The sequence below is a fragment of the Mesorhizobium sp. WSM3859 genome (assembly GCF_002295065.1).
GTDB lineage: Bacteria > Pseudomonadota > Alphaproteobacteria > Rhizobiales > Rhizobiaceae > Mesorhizobium.
Genome location: NZ_NSGG01000001.1, coordinates 139,440 through 159,783, shown reverse-complemented (window position 1 = coordinate 159,783; position 20,344 = coordinate 139,440). Strand labels below are relative to the sequence as shown.

The window sequence follows — 20,344 nt, the reverse complement described above, 5'->3', positions numbered from 1 at the left end:
CATCTTCGGTGACAGCCAAGGCGAGCCGCTCCATGCCTCCGACAAGATCTGCAAGCCTTTCATCGCGTCCCCTTTGCGGCGTCTTTGCGTGAAATGCCGTCGATGAGCGCCTCCGGACGGGCGTCGGGACGAAATTCCGAGCTGATCAGCCAAAAGCGGGGCGCGGCGTAGCGCGCGGCGTTCTCCTCGGTCAGCATTCGCGAAGATCGCAGCGGCCGGCTTTCAAGCCAGACCCTTGTCGCGCCAGGGAGGGTGTCAAGTTGGATTTCGCAAAAGACCTCCAATGCGCTCTCCGCGCGCGGAAGCTTCGGGCGCACATGAAAGGCGGCAACATGCCCGGCGTCGCTGTTGATCTCGAAGGCGAGACGCCGCCATTTCACCGACGCCGGCAATCGGATGTGCAAGCGTAAAACGCCGGCGCGATCGGGGAGAGGCAGATCGGCGCGCAGCACGCCTTGGCCGGCAGGCAAACCCCTGCTGAATTTCGTCTTCAGGCGCGGTCTCGGTTTCTGCTCTCCGCGTGGTTCGGACTCGGCCAGCTCAAGCGACTTGCGACGCGTCTTTGCAAGCCAACGAAGGGCGGCACCGGCAGGAGTCTCACTTTGCCTGGGCCTTGCTTGAACGAAAGCCATCCACGCGGCCATCGACCCGGGAAGGGCCGCCTCGAAGCGTCTCATCGCCGCTGCATCAACCGCATAGCCTGCCCGCGCTTTCAGCCAGCCAAGCGCGATCAATGTCGGCACCGCAATGTCGCGGGCGAGAATCTCATCGGAAAACAGCTTCCAATCGAAACCGGGTTCAACGATGAGGCGGGACAGATCGACCAGCCAGTCGCTGTTGGCATGGGCGTCGAGACCGCCATTCGCGATGGCGATCACCGCCAGGTCTTCCCGGACCGGCAGTCCGCAGGCCACCGAATTGAACTCCACCGGCCTGGCCCGCGCCCAGACCCGGTCATCGTCGCCGAGGCTGCCCTGGCCCGGACGAAAGATGCAGCCGTGAAGATCGATGTCGCCGTAGCGGCCCTTATGAAGATTGACGCTGCGCAGCCGTCCTGCCAGCGTCAGCATGCGCATGGCGCTGGAACCGCTCGACGGCTCCCAGCCCAGTTCAATGAACACGCCCAGGGCATCGCCCAGCCGGTTCCTCGGGACCACGATATCGAGGTCGTGGAACGAGCGTCCACCCCGCCCAACGGGATCAGCGGCACGCGCGGCTCCCTTGATGAGCATCATCGGCACGTCCGCGAAAGCCAGCGCCGCGAATGCCGGTTGGCACTCTCGCATCAGAAGCATGGTTCGCGTCCACAGCATCCGTTGAAGCCCGGCAAGCCTCGGCGCATCCGGCAGATCCCTCAAACCAGGTCCAAGCCTGTTCCAGGCGGCGAGAATCAACCGCTGCTCGCTGAACGTGCAGTCGTTCAGGTCGTGTGTGCCGATCCAGGCGCGCAGTTCCCTTTCGGCCGCCCCCGGATCGATGTGCACGGCGGCCAGCAGGAGGCGCTCGTGATCGCCAGCGGGCCAGGCGCGATCAAGAGACGGGTACCAGAGAGGCCAATTCATTGCCCCCCTCTTTCTCCATCATCATCACCCCGCTTGGCCATGATCGCCCGGCGTGCGATTTCAAGAAAATCGGACGCCATGCCGGCCGGTGCGCCGCCGGCTACCCTTCTGGACAACGTGCCCGGTCGAATGCGACGTCGATGAACCGTCTCGTCCAGCATGGTCATTTTCATGCCAGCGGCAATAGCTCTGCGGTACCAATCTATGAAGGAGCCAGTGCGCAGGCTTTCATCGAACAGGATGCCGAGCCGCTCGACAGCGCCTCGCCGCATCGCAAGCGAACTCGCGAGGTAGCCCGGATAGCGGCCTTTCTTATAGTGGAGAGAGTGAAAGGCTTCGGTGGGGTATTCCGGGCTTTCGAAGGTTTCGCTGTGGCCAAGCACGGCGTCCAGCGAGGGATCCGAATCCAGCGCGGCCCGCTGCAGGGCTAGCTTATCGGGCATCCAGAGGTCGTCGGCATCGAGGAAGGCGAGAACCGCGCCCGTGGCGGCCTTTATGCCGACATTGAATGCGGACGGCGCTCCGCCATTGGCTTTCCTGATTATGCGCGGGCGCGATAAATGGTCCTGAGCTACCCGGACCGTGCGGTCGGTCGAGCCGTCATCGACGACGATGACCTCTCGCGGCGAAGGGTCATTCTGCTCCGCGATGCTGTCGAGCGTCTGCCGAAGCGTGGTGGCTGCGTTCCACGCAGGAATGATGACGCTGAAATACGGCGTTTCCACTCACTCCTCCATCAGATGCTTGAAGGGAGGCAACGGCCTTGTGTTGCCGCTCTTGCGCCGACGCATGAGCGACAACATCAGGGCGCGGTTGAAGTCGCGCTTTTCTTCCGCCGTATAAGTGCTCGTCATGGACTCCGCGTGACGGCGATAGCACAGGGTCACCGCGTTCAGGATCGTCATCGGAATTTCGGCTTCGCGAATCCGAAGCATGAGGTCCACGTCTTCGGAATAAAGGAAGTTTTCGTCGAATATCCCCACCCGCTCGAAGACTGTCCGACGATAAAGGGTTGCACCCAGATGAACATGGAAAAGTTCTTCTGTTATCGCCGCTGGATCGGGTGCGGGAGCATCCGTCATCTGCCGATTGAAATAGCTCACGAAGCCGGAAACGACATCCATATGAGGAGTTCGAGCGAAGCGCGCGAGATGCAGCGACAGCTTGTCGGACGGCCAGAGATCATCGCAATCCAGGAAGCCGATGAACTCGCCACCGGCGATCCGCAGACCGACATTTCGCGCCGGCCCCGGGCCGCGCCGCGGCCCGTCGAGGACACGGATCGCCGGGAAACGCGAGGCCAGGGACTCCACGATCTCGCGCGAGCGATCGCTCGAGCCGTCGTCGATCACCAGGATTTCCTGCACCGGCCACGCCTGGTCGAGTACGGTTTTCAGCGCGTCGGCGATGTATTTCTCGCCATTTCGCACCGGCATGATGACGCTGATCGTTGGGCCGTCGCTCATGCTCTCAGTTCCCGCAGGAACCCTCGCAGCACGGTTGTCGCTTCCATCGGATCATTGCCGATCAGGAACTCATGGCAGGGAAGCGACCGCGACAGGCTGGCGACCTGCTGGAATGTCTCGTTGTGACCGGTCCGCAAGATTTTCGACGTGCTCGGCGAGAGGGCACGGATCATCTCGAACCGGGAAGCGGGACGGATCACCGAAACATCCTCGCCGGTGAGCTTGCATGAGACAAGAGCCTTCACCGCCATTTGCGGGACCAGCGCATCCTGTATCGTCGTGCTGATCGGGATGAGCGCCTTTTCTTCCGGGCGACGGTCCCGGTTCACCGCTTGCGCGGCAAGCCCGCTGAAGAGGGTCTCCGCCATTCCAGTGAGTTTCATGGTGTCGAAAAGCGAGTGGCACCGCCAGTCTGCCCCAGACTGCGACACCAGCACAATATCATCGCCCGTGGTCTGCATCCCCGCGGAAATCGCGGCGGCCGTCAGCGTCGATTTGCCGGAACCTCCCGGACCGGCAAGCATCACGCCCACGCCATTTTCGCCGACAACGGCGGAATGAAGCATCGCATGGCCGGTGGCCAACGCGCCCCAATGGATGTGATGGCGGAGCGGAGACCCATATTCCCAGACCGGCAGCCGGGCAGCGGCCCCGACCCAATAAACGCCGGTGCCGGCGGACAGATCGTGCAGATGCCAGATTTCACGGCTCTCGTCGGATACGATTGCGACACCGGCCTCGGTGTCCCACGCGGTCCGGGTGACGGCGTCGGCCTCCTCGGCTTCAAAGCACCATTCGGCGGGCGGAGCCGCAAAGCCGTCATCCTCATGCGAGACGGCGTAGACAGTGATCGAGCGGTCTCCCGCGGTGGCTCCCGTTATTTGCGCATGACGCAGAACCGGCAGGATGACCGGATCGAGCGCTGTTCCGCAAGTGCGCAGCCGCAGCGTCAACCCGCCAAGGCGAAAGCAATGCTCAGCGCCGGATTCGGACCACCGGAAACTCGCGTCGGCAATGACGCGGCGGACGAATGCTGCAGGCGCCGTACGGGAATCGACGGCGGCTTGGACCATTCGGATCAGCTGTCCCCCAATTCCCGCCGCAACGGCCATCCACCACCCGGATCCACGTCATGGATGGGATCGAGGACAATCAGCTCCTGCAGGTCCGTGTGGATCTCCATCTCCGGCCTCACGAACGATGCGCGGTCGGAAATGTCGGGCAGCTTGGGCGATGCGATCGGCGAGGCCGGCTGAAGCATGCCTTCCTCCACGAGGAGGTCGAGGAAACGTTGCACCGAGGCAACGTCTTCGTCGTCCAAGTTGGGATAACCCGTTCTCAACGCCGTCTCAATCATGGCGGGATCGACGGGCTCGCGCAACATCTCCCAGATAAGCTGCGCGCTTCCCTTCATGCCGTAATACTTGCCGGTCGCAAAATTCACCGCAACGACTTCACCGTCGAAGATCTCACTCGACAAATTTGTTTCGTCCAAGACGACACCCGACATTATACCGCCTTCGCCCCCGTAAATGCGGGGTGATACACTATGAGACCGTATGGGGGAAGTGTTCCTTGGCCACAGTATCGCAGGCAACTTCGTTCGGAGCGGTCCGTAATCGCTGGTGAAGGGGTCGCCGCTGGACTGGTGGCCCGGTGGCAAAAGCTGGGACGGACGCGAGAAGTCAGCCGCAGGTCACGCTGCCGCTTCCGTTCGGGGAGCCTGTCCCAACCACTCGCGGCAATCGGCTAGCGCTCTCGCCGTGATCGCGTGACGTTTGGCGACGGTCTTGTCCTTGCCGCGCAGGCGCTTGCCGTCGGTCTTCGGCGCTTCGGCCGGCGGGAAAAGCCCAAAATTGACGTTCATTGGCTGGAAGGAGCGTTTGCCGGGCTCATCGTCCGACACGATATGCCCGCCGGTGATGTGGTTGAGCAGCGCGCCGAAGGCGGTTGTCGCCGGCGGCAGCGCGGGGGCCCGGCCGAGCCGCTCGGCGGCGGCAAAACGGCCGGCAAGCAGGCCGATCGCGGCGCTTTCGACATAGCCTTCGCAGCCGGTGATCTGGCCGGCAAAGCGCAGGCCCGGCCGCAATTTCAGCTGCAGCGAGGGGTCGAGCAGCGTGGGCGAGTTGATGTAGGTGTTGCGGTGCAGGCCGCCGAGGCGCGCGAACTCGGCATTTTCGAGCCCGGGAATGGTGCGGAAGATGCGCACCTGCTCGGCGTGCTTCAGCTTGGTCTGGAAACCGACCATGTTGTAGAGCGTGCCCAGCGCATTGTCCTGACGGAGCTGCACCACGGCATAGGCTTTTACCGAGGGATTGTGGGCGTTGGTCAGCCCCATCGGCTTCATCGGGCCGTAGCGTAGCGTCTCGACGCCGCGCTCGGCCATCACCTCGATCGGCAGGCAGCCGTCGAAATAGGGCGTGCCTTCCCATTCCTTGAACTCGGTTTTCTGGCCGTCCAGCAGCGCCTGGACGAAGTCGAAGTACTGGTCCTTGTCCATCGGGCAGTTGATGTAGTCCTTGCCGGTGCCGCCGGGACCGACCTTGTCGTAGCGCGACTGGAACCAGGCCGTGTTCATGTCGATCGTGTCGAAATGCACGATCGGCGCGATGGCGTCGAAGAAGGCAAGCGCGTCGGCGCCCGTCGCCTCGGCGATCGATTGCGCCAGCGACGGCGCCGTCAGAGGACCGGTGGCAATGATCGCCTGGTCCCAGTCCGCCGGCGGGAGCCCAGGCACTTCCTCGCGCTGGATGGTGATCAGCGGATGCGCTTCGATCTTCGCGGTGACCGCGTCGGAAAACCGGTCGCGGTCGACGGCCAGCGCGCCGCCGGCCGGAACCTGGTTGGCATCGCCGGCGCTCATGATCAGCGAGCCGGCCAGCCGCATTTCAGCATGCAGCAGGCCGACCGCGTTGCTCTGCGCATCGTCGGAACGGAAAGAGTTCGAGCAGACAAGCTCGGCCAGACCATCGGTCTTGTGCGCGTCGGTGCCGCGCACCGGGCGCATCTCGTGCAGCACGACCGGAACGCCGGCCTCGGCGATTTGCCATGCTGCTTCGGAGCCGGCGAGGCCGCCGCCGACGACGTGTACGGGATTTTTGCTCATGGGCGTCGGAATAATCGCTTGGCGGCCCGATTGCAATTGCCGGGCGGCGACGGCGAGAAGCTGACGCCAAAAACAACAACACCCGCCGGGGGAGGAGGTCCGGCGGGTGTCGTTTTGAGGGTCGATCCCCGGGAGGAGGTGAAGATCGACCTGATTCGTCATCGCCGGGGAGGAGGTCGGCTTTGACGAAATTCCTTTCGCTTTTTAGAGGGGGCGAAACCCCTGGAAGACGAACTTCGTTCGCTTGAAGACAAACTACGTTCGCTTGGAAGACGAACTTCGTTCGCTTCTAAACAACGCCCGCCGGGGGAGGAGGTCCGGCGGGCGCCGTTTCGATGGTCAACCCTCGGGAGGAGGTGAAGGTTGACCGTATTCGTCAGGGTCGGGGAGGAGGTCGACCCTGGCGAAATTCCTTGGTTAGATCGCCTTGCGGGCGACCATCTTGATCTCGTCGCGAACGATGCCGAGATCATGGAGCTGACGGTTGGAAAGCCGACCCAGCTCGGAAACCGTCTCGCGATAAACGCGCCAGTTACGGTAGCTACGGATCAGGTTCATTGTCTTACTCTCTTCAAAACTGGTTCGGACCATTTGCGGTCCGAAGCGGATTAGACCGCCTTGCGGGCGACGTAGTGGATGTCGCTGCGGCTGATGCCGAGGTCGGTCAGTTCACGGTTCGACAGGCGGTTCAGCTCGGAAACGGTTTCCCGGTAGCGGCGCCAGTTGCGGTAGTTGCGGATCAGGTTCATGGTAGTTCTCGTTTCGTCTTCAGTTCGGATCATTCCGTTTGTGTACGAACAGAAAATAAGTGGGATCATATCGGTTTAAAAGTGCCGTCGGCGCATGGCAGCAATGCAAATTGTGCAATGCAACATTAATCGCCATTCACGCCTGCGTCACAAAGAAGGCCGAATCGAAAAATGCCGCCGCGTCAACGGTTTGGCTGTTTCGACTAAGGAAGTGGTCAGGCTTTGGGGGAAATGCATGGCGGGCTATGCCACACGGGTGAGGGCGGATATCGCCCGCTGGCGGGAGATCGGGCTGATCAATCCCGCCACGGCGGAGGCGCTGGCGCGCGATGTCGTCGCCAATGAGCGCGCGTCGCTGAGCTTCGGCTCCATCCTGGCGATGATGGCGGCGCTTTTGTTCGGCGCCGCGATCCTGATTTTCGTCGCCGCCAATTGGGAGGCCTTCCCGCGCCTGTTGCGCGTGGCGGCTCTGTTCGCGGTCATTCTTGCCGGCTATGTCGGCGGCGCGGTGCTGAAGGCGCGAGACCATGCCGCGATCGGCGAGGCGATGTGGATCATTGCCGCGGCAGCGTTCGGGGGATCGATCGCGCTGATCGGACAGATGTACCACCTTTCGGGCGACGAGGCCTCGGCGCTGGTGACATGGTGCGCCGGCACGGCGCTGGCGGCAGTCGCGCTGCGTTCAAGCCCGCTGACGGTGGCGGCGGTCGGCATCGCCGACGCCTGGCTGGTTCTCAAGGGGTTCGGCTTCTATTGGCGCGCGGAAACCCCGCATCTCTTCATCGTCGTGGCGATTGTCTTGTTCGCCATCTCGTTCTGGACGCGCAGCCAGGCCGCGCGCCACCTCGTCATTCTGTCGGTCATTCTCTATCTGGTTCTGCTGGCCATGGATCGCGAGACGCTGCCGGTGGCCATGTCGCTGGCCATCGCCTCCGTGCTGCTCTTTGCCGCTTCGGTCTTTGCGGGCGATCCGATCGACAGGATCCTCCAGCTCGGCGGCCGGCTGCCCTTGCACGCCTTGCTCGGCTTCCTCACCGGCATGGCGATCATCCAGTTCGAGCTGGCGGATGAAAGCACCTACAACAGCGGGTTTGCCGTCGCTTCGATCGTGGCGCTGGCCAGCATCGTGGCGGCAATCATGCTGGCGGGGCGCGAGAGCAGGGGCTTGCGCTGGCTGGCCTATACCGGCTTCGCCTTCGAACTCGCCATCATCTACAGCGTCACCTTGAGGTCGATGCTGGATACGGCCGGCTTCTTCCTGGCCGCGGCGGTGCTGCTCGGCATACTGGCGCTGATCATCATCCGCATCGAGAGGCGCATGAAGGTGCCTGCCGGAACAGGAGCGACAGTATGACCGGGAAGAAACTGATCATCTCAGCGCTGGTGCTGGCGCTTGTCCAGATCGGCTTTCTCAGCTGGATCATCGCCGGCCGCGCCGCGATCCTGCGCAACGGCAAGGAAGTGCTGCTGAAGGTCCAGCCCGTCGATCCGCGCGATCTGCTGCGTGGCGACTATATCTCGCTCAACAACAATATTTCGCGGATTCCGGTGAAGCTGATCGCCAACATTCCGGAAGGCAAGTTCTCCAGCGACGACACATCGATCGTGGTGCGGCTGAGGAGGGGCGCCGACGGCTACTGGCAGCCAACGACCGCCTGGTTCGGCCAGGCGCCGTCACAGGCAGGCGACGGTGAAGCGGACATTGCCGGGCATGTCGTGGAGGGCTGGGGCCTTCGTGACGCGGATGCGACGATCGCGCCGGATTACGGGATCGACCGCTTCTATCTGCCGGAGGGCGAAGGCGTGGCGATCCAGGACGACATTCGCGTGCGGCCGTTCGGCATCAAGCTTGCGCTCGCATCCGACGGCACGGCACAGATCAAGGCGCTGATGGACGGCGACAAGACGCTGTTCGAGGAGCCGCTTTATTAGAGTGTACAGGCCTTGGCCTTAGTGGTTCGCCTCAACGGCGGTTATCGCTGAACACTGCCTGTCTCTGCGATGATTTTGGGATAGGGACCGATCGAAATCGTATAGTTGAAGCTTGCTGCGCCTTGTTCCTGCTTGTGTATCAAGGGGCTGCGCACAACCCAGTCATACACGCCGGACACCATGCAGCGATCGTTGGTGCAACTGACCGCAACGCTTTCATTGCGGACGTTATATACGCGTTGAGGCCATCGCTTGTAATAGTTCCTCTTGTCCTGAATGATCGACCTCAAGTTCGTCAGCTTGCCGTAATAGTCGACCTTCGGAGCGTAGGATGCCTGAACTTGGGCAAGAGCGAAATCGTCGTTGTCGCCGTGATGCTCGATGAGACCCTTGACGAAAGCGACCGCAATGCTCTCGGGCTGCTGCCTGGCATCGGATGCAGGCGCAGATAAGGGGGCAGGATTTGGCCTCGTTGGCACTTGTGACATATCGGCGGGCGATTGGTCTGCTGCGACATTGGTCACACGCAACTCAGCCATTTCGCTGGCCGATAGATATCGTAGGTCATGCTTGCCATAGCTAGAAGCCAATTCAATCAGCTTCGGGTCCACGCCCATCTCGACCACATAGGATATGATCGCGGCCGTTCCGAACTGGACACGGGCTGCCGCTTCTTGGGTGGACATCCCGTCTGTCGGTTTGAGAAACGCCCGGTGAATGCCGATAGAATCTGGTTCGGCGAAACGGTGAATGCCGCCCAGGAAGGCCAGTGAGCAGGCTGAAGCGCACCGCACTTGGCGGACCTGAAGCGTGTCCAGCCCCGCTGCGCGTATCATGCGCCCCAACCGTATGGCACCGCCAACGTTGCCACCTGGGGAGTCGAATACAATCACCTTGGCCCCGCTGCTCACAACAGCGCGGCTGAAGCCGTTCAAGGACTCATTGGCGTCGAACTCGCCGGAGACGATGAGCATTGGCCGCTGACCCGGAGGAGAAGCCGGAGTGTACTCCAAAGCTGCAGTCTGAGACGTTGCAACCGCGAGAGCCGACCCAACCCGCAGAACTAGAGAAACTACGCGCACAACCTGACAGAGCCCTAACCCGCCTGTTCCAACTAAGAACTTGTTATCGGGCTATTTCAAGTGCACCGAGCGCGAAGGCGGGTTGCCTCGGCACGCGTAAGGACCTTGCTTGCGTCGCCAGGATTGACGGCTCCGAGACTTCTTTTGCCAAGGCTTCGGAGGGGCCCTATGTCCACTCATCTTCAGGGTGGCTCGCCACCCGAAGCTCGCTAGAGCGTAGGGTGGTGCGGATGAAGGGACTCGAACCCCCACGCCTTTCGGCACTGGAACCTAAATCCAGGGCGTCTACCAATTCCGCCACATCCGCTTTCCCCGGCAATCCCATGTAGCCATCATTCTGTCAATGTCGAGGCTCAAGCCATGCTTATCCGGCTAGACGCGAAGATAGTTGAAAATTGGCCTGGCCTGTGACAAAAGGCGTGTCGAATGTGACGGAACGTGAGTTTCCGCTTCTGCAAGATGTGAAAAGTTATAGGAAAAACAAAGACTTATTCGCATCTTGCACGGCGTAGTTCAGGAGAGTTTGAACCGCGTTAGCGGTCAAATCGCCAGGTTCCGTACCAAAAGCCATTTCCGGCAACATCATACCGGCAGGCTGTAAACGGCTAGGACCGTTTGGCAGTCTCATCGTTAAAACAAAGGTTCTAGGATGCAGGTCACCGAAACGCTCAACTCCGGTCTCAAGCGCGAGATCAAGATCACCGTGCCGGCCGGTGACATGGAAGCCAAGCTGATGGCGCGGCTGACCGACGCCCGCGACAAGGTGCGCATCAACGGCTTCCGCCCGGGCAAGGTGCCGGTGCAGCATCTGCGCAAGATGTACGGCAAGTCGTTCATGGCCGAGGTCGTCAACGAGATCCTCAACGACTCGACCCGTTCGATCATCACCGGCCGCGGCGAAAAGGCCGCCATGCAGCCCGAAGTGATCATGACCGAGGACGAGAAGGAAGCCGAGAAGATCCTGGCCGGCGGCACCGATTTCGAATTCAGCCTCAACTACGAGGTCATCCCGGCGATCGAGATCAAGGACTTCTCCGACATCAAGGTGACGCGCCAGGTCTATGACGTGCCGGAATCGGAAGTCGACGATCAGGTCAAGCGCGTTGCCGAATCGGCGCGCAGCTACGAGCCGAAGACCGGCAAGGCCGCCGAGGGCGACCGCGTGACCATCGATTATCTCGGCAAGATCGACGGCGAGGCTTTCGCCGGCGGCGCCGGCACCGACCAGCCGCTGGTGCTCGGCTCCAAGGAGTTCATCCCGGGCTTCGAGGACCAGCTGATCGGCACGAAGGCCGGCGATGAGAAGCAGATCACCGTCACGTTCCCGGAGAATTATCAGGCCGCGCATCTGGCCGGCAAGGAAGCCACCTTCGACGTCACCGTTAAGGAAGTGTCGGCGCCGGGTGAGCTCGAAGTCAATGACGAGACGGCCAAGAATCTCGGCCTGGAATCGCTCGAGCGCCTGCGCGAGATCGTGCGCGGCCAGATCGAGAACCAGTTCGGCTCGATGACCCGCCAGAAGGTGAAGCGCCAGCTGCTCGACCAGCTCGACGCGTCCTATTCGTTCGAGGCGCCGTCCAAGCTCGTCGAGGCCGAGTTCAACAACATCTGGGCTCAGGTCAACCGCGACCTCGAGGCCGCCGGCCGAACCTTCGCCGACGAAGAGACGACGGAAGAAGAGGCGCGCGCCGAATATATGCGCCTTGCCGAGCGCCGCGTGCGTCTCGGTCTGGTGCTCGCCGAGATCGGCGAGAAGGCCCGCGTCACCGTGTCGGACGAGGAGCTGCAGCGCGGCCTGTTCGAGCAGGTGCGCCGCTTCCCGGCCAACCAGCAGCAGGAAGCCTTCGAGTTCTATCGCAGCAATCCGGAAGCCATCAACGCGCTGCGCGCACCGATGTTCGAAGAGAAGGTCGTGGACTATCTGCTCGGCCAGATCTCGGTCAATGACGTCAAGGTCGGCAAGGACGAGCTGATGGCCGACGACGAGGAAGCCGAAACCGCGACGAAGGCGAAGCCGGCCAAGAAGGCTTCGAAGAAGGCTGAAGCCAAGGCAGAGGCGGGCGAAGCCGCCGCTGAGGCGGAAGAGCCGAAGAAGAAGGCCGCGCCGAAGAAGAAGGCCGCCAAGGAAGCCGAATAACCGGTTTCAGCACCGCAATTTCGAAAGGCCGCCTCCGGGCGGCCTTTTTCATTACAGCCTGTGTCATTGTGGCGGCGCGGCAACACACGCAACTTGTCTTGATGGTCTGCCGCTGGCGATACCAACCGTTGAAGATTATCTGTTTTCGATGGCGTTCGCGGGGTCGGAGGCATTTGTGAGGCTGGGGTTCATGGTAAGAGGCTTAGTCGTTGCCGCGACGCTCTTGTTGGCGACGACGGGCGGGAGCGTCCGCGCCGAGCCGGATGTCCCGGCGCTCCTCTTGGCGGCGGCCGAAGGAGGCGCCCGGACCGAGCCGGATCTCGGCAATTGGCGCGTCGACACCGGCAGCGACGCCCAGATAACGGCCTCGCTGCATGCCATCAACAAGCTCATCACAGGGGGCGGAGCGCTGGGCTACAGCCCGGTGCTGACGCTGGCTTGCCGGCGCGATGGCGAACCACGCTGGAGCGAATGGCTGCAGCTCAAGGATCCGGTCTCCGCCAGCCGCAAGATCACCATCTCCGTCATTGTCGACGGCGGCAAGACCGATGAAAGCTGGTCGGTCGGCCCGCGCGGCAGAACGCTGGTCAGGGACGGGGACGACGGCATCAAGCGCCTGGTTTCAGCGAGCCGGCTGACGCTGTCATGGCGCTTCGGCCTCCTGTCGGGGCGCGGCGAGGCCGATTTCGAGCTTGCAGGTCTCTCCAAAGCGATCGGCCAGATCGCCGCAAGCTGCAAAACCGATCCACCTTGACCTCGCCGCCTAAAGCGCGTCGCTATCCTTCATATTCGCTCCATGCGCTTTAGGTTTTGATTTTACGCATGTCTTTCTCCCAAAACCGGTTCCCACTTTCGGGAGACATGCTTTGGAATACGATTTCCAGTTCGACGGTCGTCATTGGCGCGTCCGACCACCTTTCCGATGAAGTCGACCATCGCATTGTGCGGACCTAAGCCTCAGCAAAAGCTGGCTTTTTCTATCCTTTTGGGCGATTCTGTGGTATATAGGTGCCGCAATTCCACTGAAGAAACCCGGATTCTCCGCTCTAACGTGCAGCACACGCAGGCGGGGACCGGCGTGGTGCCGATCGTTCCGACGCAAAACGAGACCATCAGGGAGGAAATGCGATGCGTATAATCGCGCTTTTCATCGTCTTGTCCGCTACGACCTTCTTCGCAAGCCCATCGCAGGCGCAAGATGCCGCCGCGGGCGAGAAGGTCTTCACCAAATGCAAGGTCTGCCACGTTGCCGACCAGGACCAGAACAGGATCGGTCCGTCTCTGAACGGCGTCATCGGGCGGGTTGCCGGCACGCATCCCGGTTTCACCTATTCCCCGGCCATGATCGCGGCTGGAAAGTCCGGCGTCAAATGGGACGAGTCGACCCTGACGACCTACCTCCACGCCCCCCAGGCAATGGTCAAGGGGACGAAGATGACATTTCCCGGCCTCAAGGACGATAAGGACATAGCCAACGTCATCGCCTACCTGAAGCAATTTTCCAAATAGACGGCCCTTCCGGGCGCCATCGCTGATCGTCCGGCAATTGCACTGTTGAAAGGTTGCGCCGCGCGCCGTTACGCCGGCAGCGCGAAGAACCCCAACAGCAGCAGAACAACTATGCCAAAGCCGAGTATGACAAGCGTCCGCGTGTCCATCACGTTCACCTTCGACCGGGCGTATGCCCCGAAAATCGGGATCGATCTTCAAAAGGGGCCATAGGATCATCAAAGCGCTACAGCGCCCGTTGCAGGCCCAAAAAAGGGCGCGCGCGACGCTGCAAGAGAATATCGAAAAAAACCTTCTGGAGCCAGTGTGCCGACCTGGCTGGCTTCCGCACCCGTCCCAATGAAATGACGACAAATCAGGCAAAAAGGGGTATGTTGCCAGTCGGTGCAGGTCGCGGTTTGCGTGGCCATCACGCAGAGCGGTAGCAGCGTGAATTCCGCGACCTTGCCGGGCCCGATCTGGAGGAACGGTCATGGCAAGCTTTCACGTGATTGCAGGCGCCAGCGAAACGCTGGAACATACCAGGGTAAGAAAGATCGGCGTTTCCGATCTTTTCGATGCGCTCAAGCGCGGTGTCGACGACTTCATGGTCAAACCCTCGCACATCGTGTTTCTGTGCATGATCTATCCACTCGTCGGCGTGGTGCTTGCCACATGGACGTCGGGCGCAAACGCGCTGCCGCTGCTGTTTCCGCTGGTCTCGGGTTTTGCGCTGATCGGCCCCTTCGCGGCAATCGGACTCTACGAAATCAGCCGCAGACGGGAGGCCGGGCTCGATGCATCCTGGCAGCACGCGTTCGAAGTCAGGAACTCCCCGGCGGTGCCGGCAATCGCCGCGGTCGGGATCATGTTGTTTGCGGTCTTCATCGCCTGGCTTTTGACCGCCAAGATTTTTTACGAGCAACTGTTCGGTCCCGAGCCGCCGGCGTCACTGTCCAGTTTCATAGCGGAGATATTCGCCACCGGGCGCGGCTGGACGCTGATCCTGCTGGGTCACGCCATAGGGTTCGTGTTCGCCGTGGTCGTGCTCTGCACCACCGTGGTGGCCTTCCCGCTGCTGCTTGATCGCGACGTCGGTGCCTATGAAGCCATCCACACCTCGGTGCGCGTGGTCCTGGCCAACCCGATCGTGATGGCGGTCTGGGGGCTGATCGTCGCCGTCGCGCTGATCATCGGTTCGCTGCCCGTGTTCGCCGGACTGGCGGTGGTGCTGCCGATCCTTGGTCACGCCACCTGGCATGTATATCGCAAGGTCGTGGAGCCGCCGGCCAGCCCCAGACCGGCGCAGTAAGCAAGCCCTGTCGCGTATTGGCGATCTGTGCCGGAGTGCTCAGAAAGCCGGGTGGCTGAACCGCGCCTGGCGCGCGCCGGTGGTCAGGTTGCGGAAGTCCTTGCCGCTGACATGCACCAGCGTCTTGTGGTCGCCGCCTTCGAAATAGACATCGGCGACATCGCGCAGGCTTTCGTCCAGAAAGACTGGTACGTCATAGGCCGCGCCGATCGGCGGTACGGCGCCGATGTCGCAATCATCGAAGAGCGACACCACCTCGTCCTCCGAGGCGAGCCCAAGGCGCTTGTCCATGACGTCCTGCAGCTTGCCGAGCTCGATCCTGTGGGTGCTCGGGACCACGGCCAGCGCATAACCGAGCTCGTGGTGAACGACCACGGACTTGGCCATGATGCTGCCGGGTACATGCGCGGCGATGGCAGCCTGCCTGCTGGTGGATGTGCGGTGATGCGCAACGGTGTCGTACGGGATTCCCTTGCCGTCGATAAAATGCCTCAGCCTGTTTGCTATGGTCATTGTCCGCGTCCTTTTGCTTGAGTTCACGACGCATGCGCAAAACCGGGCAATCACGATTGCGCCCGGTTGCTGCTCCGGAAAATGGATCGGCCGCCTGTCGTTTCAAGGCACCGGCATCCGCGGCTCCGGCGGCCGCGAGAATGTATCCGGTCAGGGGCCGGGTCCGAAAAACGCGATACGGGTCAGCAGCGTATAATCGGCTTCGAAAACCATCATGGTCACGAAGACCAGCACCAATATCGGCGGCAGGATGATCGCATACATCATCGCCAGCCGCTCCCAGGCCATGTGCATGAAGACGGCGACGATCAATCCCGCCTTGAGCATCATGAAGATCAGGATCAGCGACCATCTGAGATAGCCGTGGATGCCGAAATAATCGACCAGGTAGGAGCATGTACTGAGGATGAACAGCCACGCCCAGACCACCAGGTAGAGCTTGATCGGGTGCTCCTGGTGGGTGTCCGTGGTGGCGGCGGCCTGCGCATCATGCGCATGGGTGGCGTGCAGTGCGTGTTGTCCGAGACCGTTTGCGGTTGCTTCAGCCATATTATCTGCCTCACCAAAGATAGAAGAAGGCGAAGATGAACACCCAGACCAGGTCGACGAAGTGCCAGTAGAGGCCCATGATCTCGACATTCTCGTAACGACCCCGGCGGCTGGTGAAGAAGCCGGGCCGCCCGATGTCGAAATCGCCACGCCAGACCTTTCGCGCCACGATGATCAGGAAGATCACGCCGATCGTGACATGGGTGCCGTGGAAGCCGGTGATCATGAAGAAGCATGAGCCGAATTGCGCGGCCCCCCAGGGATTGCCCCATGGCCGCACCCCTTCGGTGATCAGCTTGGTCCATTCGAAGGCCTGCATGCCGACGAATGTCGCGCCGAGTGCGGCGGTCAAAAGCATCAGGATCGCGGTTTTGCGGCGATCGTGGCGGTAGCCGAAATTGACAGCCATGGCCATGGTGCCGCTGCTCGAGATCAGCACGAAGGTCATGATGGCAATCAGGATCAGCGGGATCTCCGAGCCGCCGATGCGCAGGGCGAAAACTTCGCTCGGATTCGGCCAAGGCACGCGCGTCGACATGCGCGCGGTCATATAGGAGAGCAGGAAGCAGCCGAAGATGAAGGTGTCGCTGAGCAGGAAGATCCACATCATGGCCTTGCCCCAGGACACGTTCTTGAACGCCCGCTGGTCCGAGGCCCAATCGGCGGCGATGCCGCGCCAACCGGCGGGCCTGGGCTCCATCTGGCTGGTATGTGTCATGGTCGTCTCGGCCATCGCCAGTCTCCTAGGTCAGCAGCTGTCGGCAGATGTCGATGAAGGTCGCGGCCCAACCCGCCAGCAGAGCGAAGATGCAGAGCCAGACGAAAAGCAGGAAATGCCAGTACATAGCGCAGAGCTCGACGCTGAGACGAAGCCGCTCCGGCCGTGCTCCGTTCCAGGCGCCGATGCTCGTCCTCCCAAGTCCGACCAGACCGCCGAGTATGTGCAGCCCATGCATGCCGGTGATCAGATAGAAGAAGCTGTTGGCCGGGTTGGACGTGAGCACATAGCCGTCTCCGGTCAGTTGTCGCCATGCCATCAACTGACCGACGAGGAAGGCAAGCGTCGTGAGTCCCGCCGTGGCTAGGCCCAGCCGGACGTTGTCGATCTGGCCCTTGCGCGCGGCGACCACGGCACATTGCAGCGCGACGCTGCTTAGCACCAGCACACCGGTGTTGAGCCAGAGCAGGCGCGGCAGCGGCAGCGACTGCCAGTCGGGAAGGCCCATGCGCATGAAATAGGCGCTGGTGAACAGCGAAAACAGGCAGCCGACGACGGCGAGGAAGACGCCGAGGCCGATCTTGGCGGTTGGCAGCGCCGACCGGTCGAAACCGACGAAATCCCCGGCCAGGCCTTGCTCCAGCCAGGGCTTGGCCGTCAGCCGCTGGTGCGAAAGCCACCATCCGGCAAAGCCGGCGATCACCAGCAGAAAGACCACGATGACGCTCATGCCGACTCCCTCGAGGGTGCGAAGTCGCCCGGCACGTTCTGCGGGATGAAGTCCTCCTTGGCCCCCGGCACGCTGTAGTCATAGGCCCAGCGATAGACGATGGGCAGTTCCTTGCCGAAATTGCCGTGCGCCGGTGGCGTCTGCGGCGTCTGCCATTCCAGCGTCGTCGCCCGCCAGGGGTTGCCGCCGGCCTCGCGGCCATGCCGGATGCTCCAGATCAGGTTGAATAGGAACACCATCTGGGCGAAACCGACGATGAAGGCCATGATCGAGATGAACGAGTTCAGGTGATGAGCCGATTCCGTCATTATGGTCATGTCGGTGAGCTCGGCGTAACGCCGGGGAACGCCCATCAGGCCGAGATAATGCATGGGGAAGAAGATCAGGTAGGCGCCGAGGAAGGTTACCCAGAAGTGGAACTTGCCGAGCGTTTCGTCGAGCATCCGTCCGGTGACCTTCGGATACCAATGATAGATCGCGCCGAAGATGACCAGGATCGGCGCGACGCCCATGACCATGTGGAAATGGGCGACGACGAACATCGTGTCCGACAGCGGCACGTCGACGACGACATTGCCGAGGAATAGTCCGGTCAGGCCGCCATTGACGAAAGTGACGATGAAGGCGAGGGCGAAAAGCATCGGTGTGGTCAGATGGATATCGCCGCGCCACAGCGTCAGCACCCAGTTATAGACCTTGATTGCCGTCGGCACGGCAATGATCAGGGTTGTGGTCGCGAAGAAGAAGCCGAAATAGGGGTTCATGCCGCTGACATACATGTGGTGCGCCCAGACAACGAAGCTCAGGGCGCCGATGGCGATGATCGCCCAAACCATCATGCGGTAGCCGAAGATGTTCTTGCGCGCATGCGTGCTGATCAGGTCTGACACGATGCCGAAGGCCGGCAGGGCGACGATGTAGACCTCCGGATGGCCGAAGAACCAGAACAGATGCTGGAACAGGATCGGACTGCCGCCATTGTGCTGCAATTGCTGGCCCATCTCGACGATCGCCGGCATGAAGAATGAGGTGCCGAGGGCGCGGTCGAGCAGCATCATCACACAAGCGACAAACAGCGCCGGGAAGGCGAGCAGCGCCATGACGGTGGCGGTGAAGATGCCCCAGACGGTAAGCGGCAGGCGCATCAGGGTCATGCCGCGCGTGCGGCCCTGCAACACCGTCACCACATAGTTGAGGCCACCCATGGTGAAGCCGATGATGAACAGGATGAGCGAAGAGAGCATCAGGATGATGCCCCAGTCCTGGCCGCCCGGCGTGCCGGTCATGATCGCCTGCGGCGGGTAGAGCGTCCAGCCGGCGCCGGTCGGTCCGCCCGGCGCAAAGAAGCTCGACACCAAAACGAGCACGGCGAGTAGATAGATCCAGTAGCTCAGCATGTTGACATAGGGAAAGACCATGTCGCGGGCGCCGACCATCAGCGGGATGAGGTAGTTGCCGAAGCCGCCGAGGAAGAGCGCGGTGAGCAGGTAGATCACCATGATCATGCCGTGCATGGTGATGAACTGGTAGTAGGCCTCCGGCGTGATGAAGTCGAACGTGCCGGGAAAGCCGAGCTGCAGGCGCATGAGCCAGGACAGAACCAGCGCCACAAGGCCGATCGCGGTTGCCGTTGCCGAGTACTGGACCGCTATGACCTTCGCATCCTGCGAGAAGACATATTTCGTCCACCAGCTGTGCGGATGGTAGAGTTCCACCTCCCCAACTTCGGCGGGCGGAACAGCATCTGCGGGTGTAACGTCGACCATTGGAGCATCTCCGTGCCCTATTGTGCGGACCTCGAAAGTCTCGAGATTGCCGCGACGCCCAGATTGGACGCCATTATCTTGCCTGGCGGCTGGTTCACCGAGCCCGATTGCTGGGGCGCCGACAGTTGCGCAAAGGTCTGCTGTTGGCCGAGCCAGGCCAGATAATCCTGCTCGGTGTCGACAACGACCACGCCATGCATCAGCGGGTGCCCTTGGCCGCATAGTTCGGCGCACAGGACCTGGAAGGTGCCGGTCCTGGTCGGAGTAAACCAGAAATAGGTCACCGAGCCGGGGATCATGTCCATCTTGGCGCGGAATTCCGGGATATAAAAATCATGCAGCACGTCGATCGAACGCAGCAGCACCTTGACCGGCTTGCCGACCGGCAGATGAAGATCGGCTGCTTGGACCAGGACATCATCCTGGCCGTTCGGATCCTTGGGGGCGACGCCCAACGGATTGTCGGCGGTGACGTCGCGGGTGTCGGAAGTGCCGAGCTTGCCGTCCTTGCCCGGCAAACGGAAGCTCCACTGCCACTGCTGAGCCACGACCTCGATTTCGGTCGCATCGCCTGGCACCGTGACGAAGCGGCTCCAGACGAACAGGCCGGGAACCAGCAAGGCAGTGACGCCGACCGCAGTGACGATCATCAGCCACGATTCGAGGCGCCTGTTCTCGGGTTCGTACGCCGCGCGATTGCCTTCCCGATGCCGGAAGCGGAAGACGCAATAAGCCATGAACAGGACGACAGCGGCAAAGACGATGCCGGTGATCCAGAAGCTGATGATGATGGTGTTGTCGATATAGTCCCAATTCGAGGCAATAGGCGTCCACCACCATGGGCTCAGGAGGTGGAACAACACCGAGCCCACGACGATTAAAACGAGTACAAGCACAACGGCCATGTCCCGTTCCTCCCGGCATTCCAAACACGCGAAGCGTCCCAAAATGCCGAGCGCATCATGCTCGATTTCCGGTTGAAATTCCAGAGCCGACTATCTGATTGATAAAACGATGCTCTTTACGCGCGGCTTTCGGGACGCAAGGCTGGTGGCTAGACCAGCAGCAGGCCCTTCATTGAGGCGGCCGAGCCTCGCGTGGCGGTGCTTCGCGGGCAGGATGCGGCCATCGTCCTCTCCATCCAATCGATAGATTGAGAACGCGTTGCTTGCGCCGCAGTTCACATTTTCGATCGGGAGACGGCGCCGGCGGAACGTCGCTACGCCCGACTCGT

General features: G+C 61.7%; 21 protein-coding genes and 1 tRNA gene. 6 read left to right on the top strand and 16 right to left on the bottom strand.

The genetic code is table 11. The features are described from left to right. Positions 1–59: 59 nt before the first annotated feature. From CK230_RS00770 to CK230_RS00735, 8 genes are all read right to left on the bottom strand, one after another. Positions 60–1,562 (bottom strand): nucleotidyltransferase family protein, encoded by a 1,503-nt coding sequence (locus CK230_RS00770; RefSeq protein ID WP_095815314.1) that lies wholly within the window; start codon positions 1,560–1,562, stop codon positions 60–62. After that, the gene (locus CK230_RS00765; protein WP_095815313.1) at positions 1,559–2,287 is read right to left on the bottom strand and encodes a glycosyltransferase family A protein; all 729 of its coding nucleotides are present in this window, start codon (positions 2,285–2,287) and stop codon (positions 1,559–1,561) included. The genes CK230_RS00770 and CK230_RS00765 overlap by 4 nt, the downstream gene beginning before the upstream one ends. Continuing rightward, positions 2,288–3,028, bottom strand: a complete 741-nt coding sequence (locus tag CK230_RS00760) for a glycosyltransferase (protein WP_095815312.1) — start codon at positions 3,026–3,028, stop codon at positions 2,288–2,290. Continuing rightward, the gene (locus tag CK230_RS00755; protein WP_095815311.1) at positions 3,025–4,101 is read right to left on the bottom strand and encodes a hypothetical protein; all 1,077 of its coding nucleotides are present in this window, start codon (positions 4,099–4,101) and stop codon (positions 3,025–3,027) included. The genes CK230_RS00760 and CK230_RS00755 overlap by 4 nt, the downstream gene beginning before the upstream one ends. Before the next feature lie 5 nt (positions 4,102–4,106). Continuing rightward, entirely contained in the window at positions 4,107–4,538 is a 432-nt protein-coding gene (locus CK230_RS00750; RefSeq protein ID WP_095815310.1) for a PqqD family protein, read from the bottom strand. A 186-nt stretch (positions 4,539–4,724) separates the two neighbouring features. Further along, on the bottom strand, positions 4,725–6,134 hold the full coding sequence (gene trmFO, locus CK230_RS00745; RefSeq protein WP_095815309.1) for a methylenetetrahydrofolate--tRNA-(uracil(54)-C(5))-methyltransferase (FADH(2)-oxidizing) TrmFO: 1,410 nt from the start codon (positions 6,132–6,134) through the stop codon (positions 4,725–4,727). Between the two features lie 417 nt (positions 6,135–6,551). Continuing rightward, a complete protein-coding gene (locus CK230_RS00740) occupies positions 6,552–6,692 on the bottom strand; it encodes a DUF1127 domain-containing protein (protein ID WP_082056374.1) in 141 nt (46 codons plus the stop codon). 50 nt (positions 6,693–6,742) lie between these two features. Continuing rightward, a complete protein-coding gene (locus CK230_RS00735; RefSeq protein ID WP_082056373.1) occupies positions 6,743–6,883 on the bottom strand; it encodes a DUF1127 domain-containing protein in 141 nt (46 codons plus the stop codon). Positions 6,884–7,118: 235 nt separating this feature from the next. On the opposite strand from CK230_RS00735, the gene CK230_RS00730 reads away from it, so the two are divergent. Together CK230_RS00730 and CK230_RS00725 are read left to right on the top strand one after the other, a co-directional pair. Then, entirely contained in the window at positions 7,119–8,237 is a 1,119-nt protein-coding gene (locus tag CK230_RS00730) for a DUF2157 domain-containing protein (RefSeq protein WP_095815308.1), read from the top strand. After that, positions 8,234–8,815, top strand: coding sequence for a GDYXXLXY domain-containing protein (locus tag CK230_RS00725; protein WP_095815307.1), 582 nt, complete (start codon positions 8,234–8,236; stop codon positions 8,813–8,815). Before CK230_RS00730 ends, CK230_RS00725 begins: the two co-directional genes overlap by 4 nt. 41 nt (positions 8,816–8,856) lie before the next feature. Here the strand turns inward: CK230_RS00725 and CK230_RS00720 are convergent, their stop codons facing one another. Both CK230_RS00720 and CK230_RS00715 read right to left on the bottom strand, forming a co-directional pair. Continuing rightward, positions 8,857–9,789, bottom strand: a complete 933-nt coding sequence (locus tag CK230_RS00720) for a hypothetical protein (RefSeq protein WP_095815306.1) — start codon at positions 9,787–9,789, stop codon at positions 8,857–8,859. A gap of 330 nt (positions 9,790–10,119) precedes the next feature. Next, positions 10,120–10,204, bottom strand: a tRNA-Leu gene (locus CK230_RS00715). A 342-nt stretch (positions 10,205–10,546) separates the two neighbouring features. Between CK230_RS00715 and tig the strand changes: the two genes are divergently transcribed. From tig to CK230_RS00695, 4 genes are all read left to right on the top strand, one after another. Continuing rightward, positions 10,547–12,034: a trigger factor gene (gene tig / locus CK230_RS00710; protein ID WP_095815305.1), complete on the top strand. Its 1,488-nt coding sequence runs from the start codon at positions 10,547–10,549 to the stop codon at positions 12,032–12,034. 190 nt (positions 12,035–12,224) lie between these two features. Continuing rightward, complete coding sequence (locus CK230_RS00705; protein ID WP_245429775.1) at positions 12,225–12,788, top strand: hypothetical protein; 564 nt, start codon at positions 12,225–12,227, stop codon at positions 12,786–12,788. A gap of 374 nt (positions 12,789–13,162) precedes the next feature. After that, the gene (locus CK230_RS00700; protein WP_095815303.1) at positions 13,163–13,543 is read left to right on the top strand and encodes a cytochrome c family protein; all 381 of its coding nucleotides are present in this window, start codon (positions 13,163–13,165) and stop codon (positions 13,541–13,543) included. Positions 13,544–14,015: 472 nt separating this feature from the next. After that, entirely contained in the window at positions 14,016–14,834 is an 819-nt protein-coding gene (locus tag CK230_RS00695) for a DUF2189 domain-containing protein (protein ID WP_095815302.1), read from the top strand. Positions 14,835–14,873: 39 nt separating this feature from the next. Here the strand turns inward: CK230_RS00695 and CK230_RS00690 are convergent, their stop codons facing one another. The 6 genes from CK230_RS00690 to CK230_RS00665 form a co-directional block, all read right to left on the bottom strand. Further along, positions 14,874–15,347 (bottom strand): aminoacyl-tRNA deacylase, encoded by a 474-nt coding sequence (locus CK230_RS00690; RefSeq protein ID WP_095815301.1) that lies wholly within the window; start codon positions 15,345–15,347, stop codon positions 14,874–14,876. Between the two features lie 150 nt (positions 15,348–15,497). Then, the gene (locus CK230_RS00685; RefSeq protein WP_095815300.1) at positions 15,498–15,896 is read right to left on the bottom strand and encodes a cytochrome C oxidase subunit IV family protein; all 399 of its coding nucleotides are present in this window, start codon (positions 15,894–15,896) and stop codon (positions 15,498–15,500) included. A gap of 10 nt (positions 15,897–15,906) precedes the next feature. Continuing rightward, complete coding sequence (locus CK230_RS00680) at positions 15,907–16,629, bottom strand: heme-copper oxidase subunit III family protein (RefSeq protein WP_095815299.1); 723 nt, start codon at positions 16,627–16,629, stop codon at positions 15,907–15,909. 10 nt (positions 16,630–16,639) lie between these two features. Further along, positions 16,640–17,344, bottom strand: coding sequence for a cytochrome c oxidase subunit 3 (locus CK230_RS00675; RefSeq protein WP_095815298.1), 705 nt, complete (start codon positions 17,342–17,344; stop codon positions 16,640–16,642). Beyond that, a complete protein-coding gene (gene ctaD, locus CK230_RS00670; RefSeq protein WP_095815297.1) occupies positions 17,341–19,110 on the bottom strand; it encodes a cytochrome c oxidase subunit I in 1,770 nt (589 codons plus the stop codon). Before ctaD ends, CK230_RS00675 begins: the two co-directional genes overlap by 4 nt. A 17-nt stretch (positions 19,111–19,127) precedes the next feature. Next, on the bottom strand, positions 19,128–20,015 hold the full coding sequence (locus tag CK230_RS00665; protein ID WP_095815296.1) for a cytochrome c oxidase subunit II: 888 nt from the start codon (positions 20,013–20,015) through the stop codon (positions 19,128–19,130). Positions 20,016–20,344 lie beyond the last annotated feature (329 nt).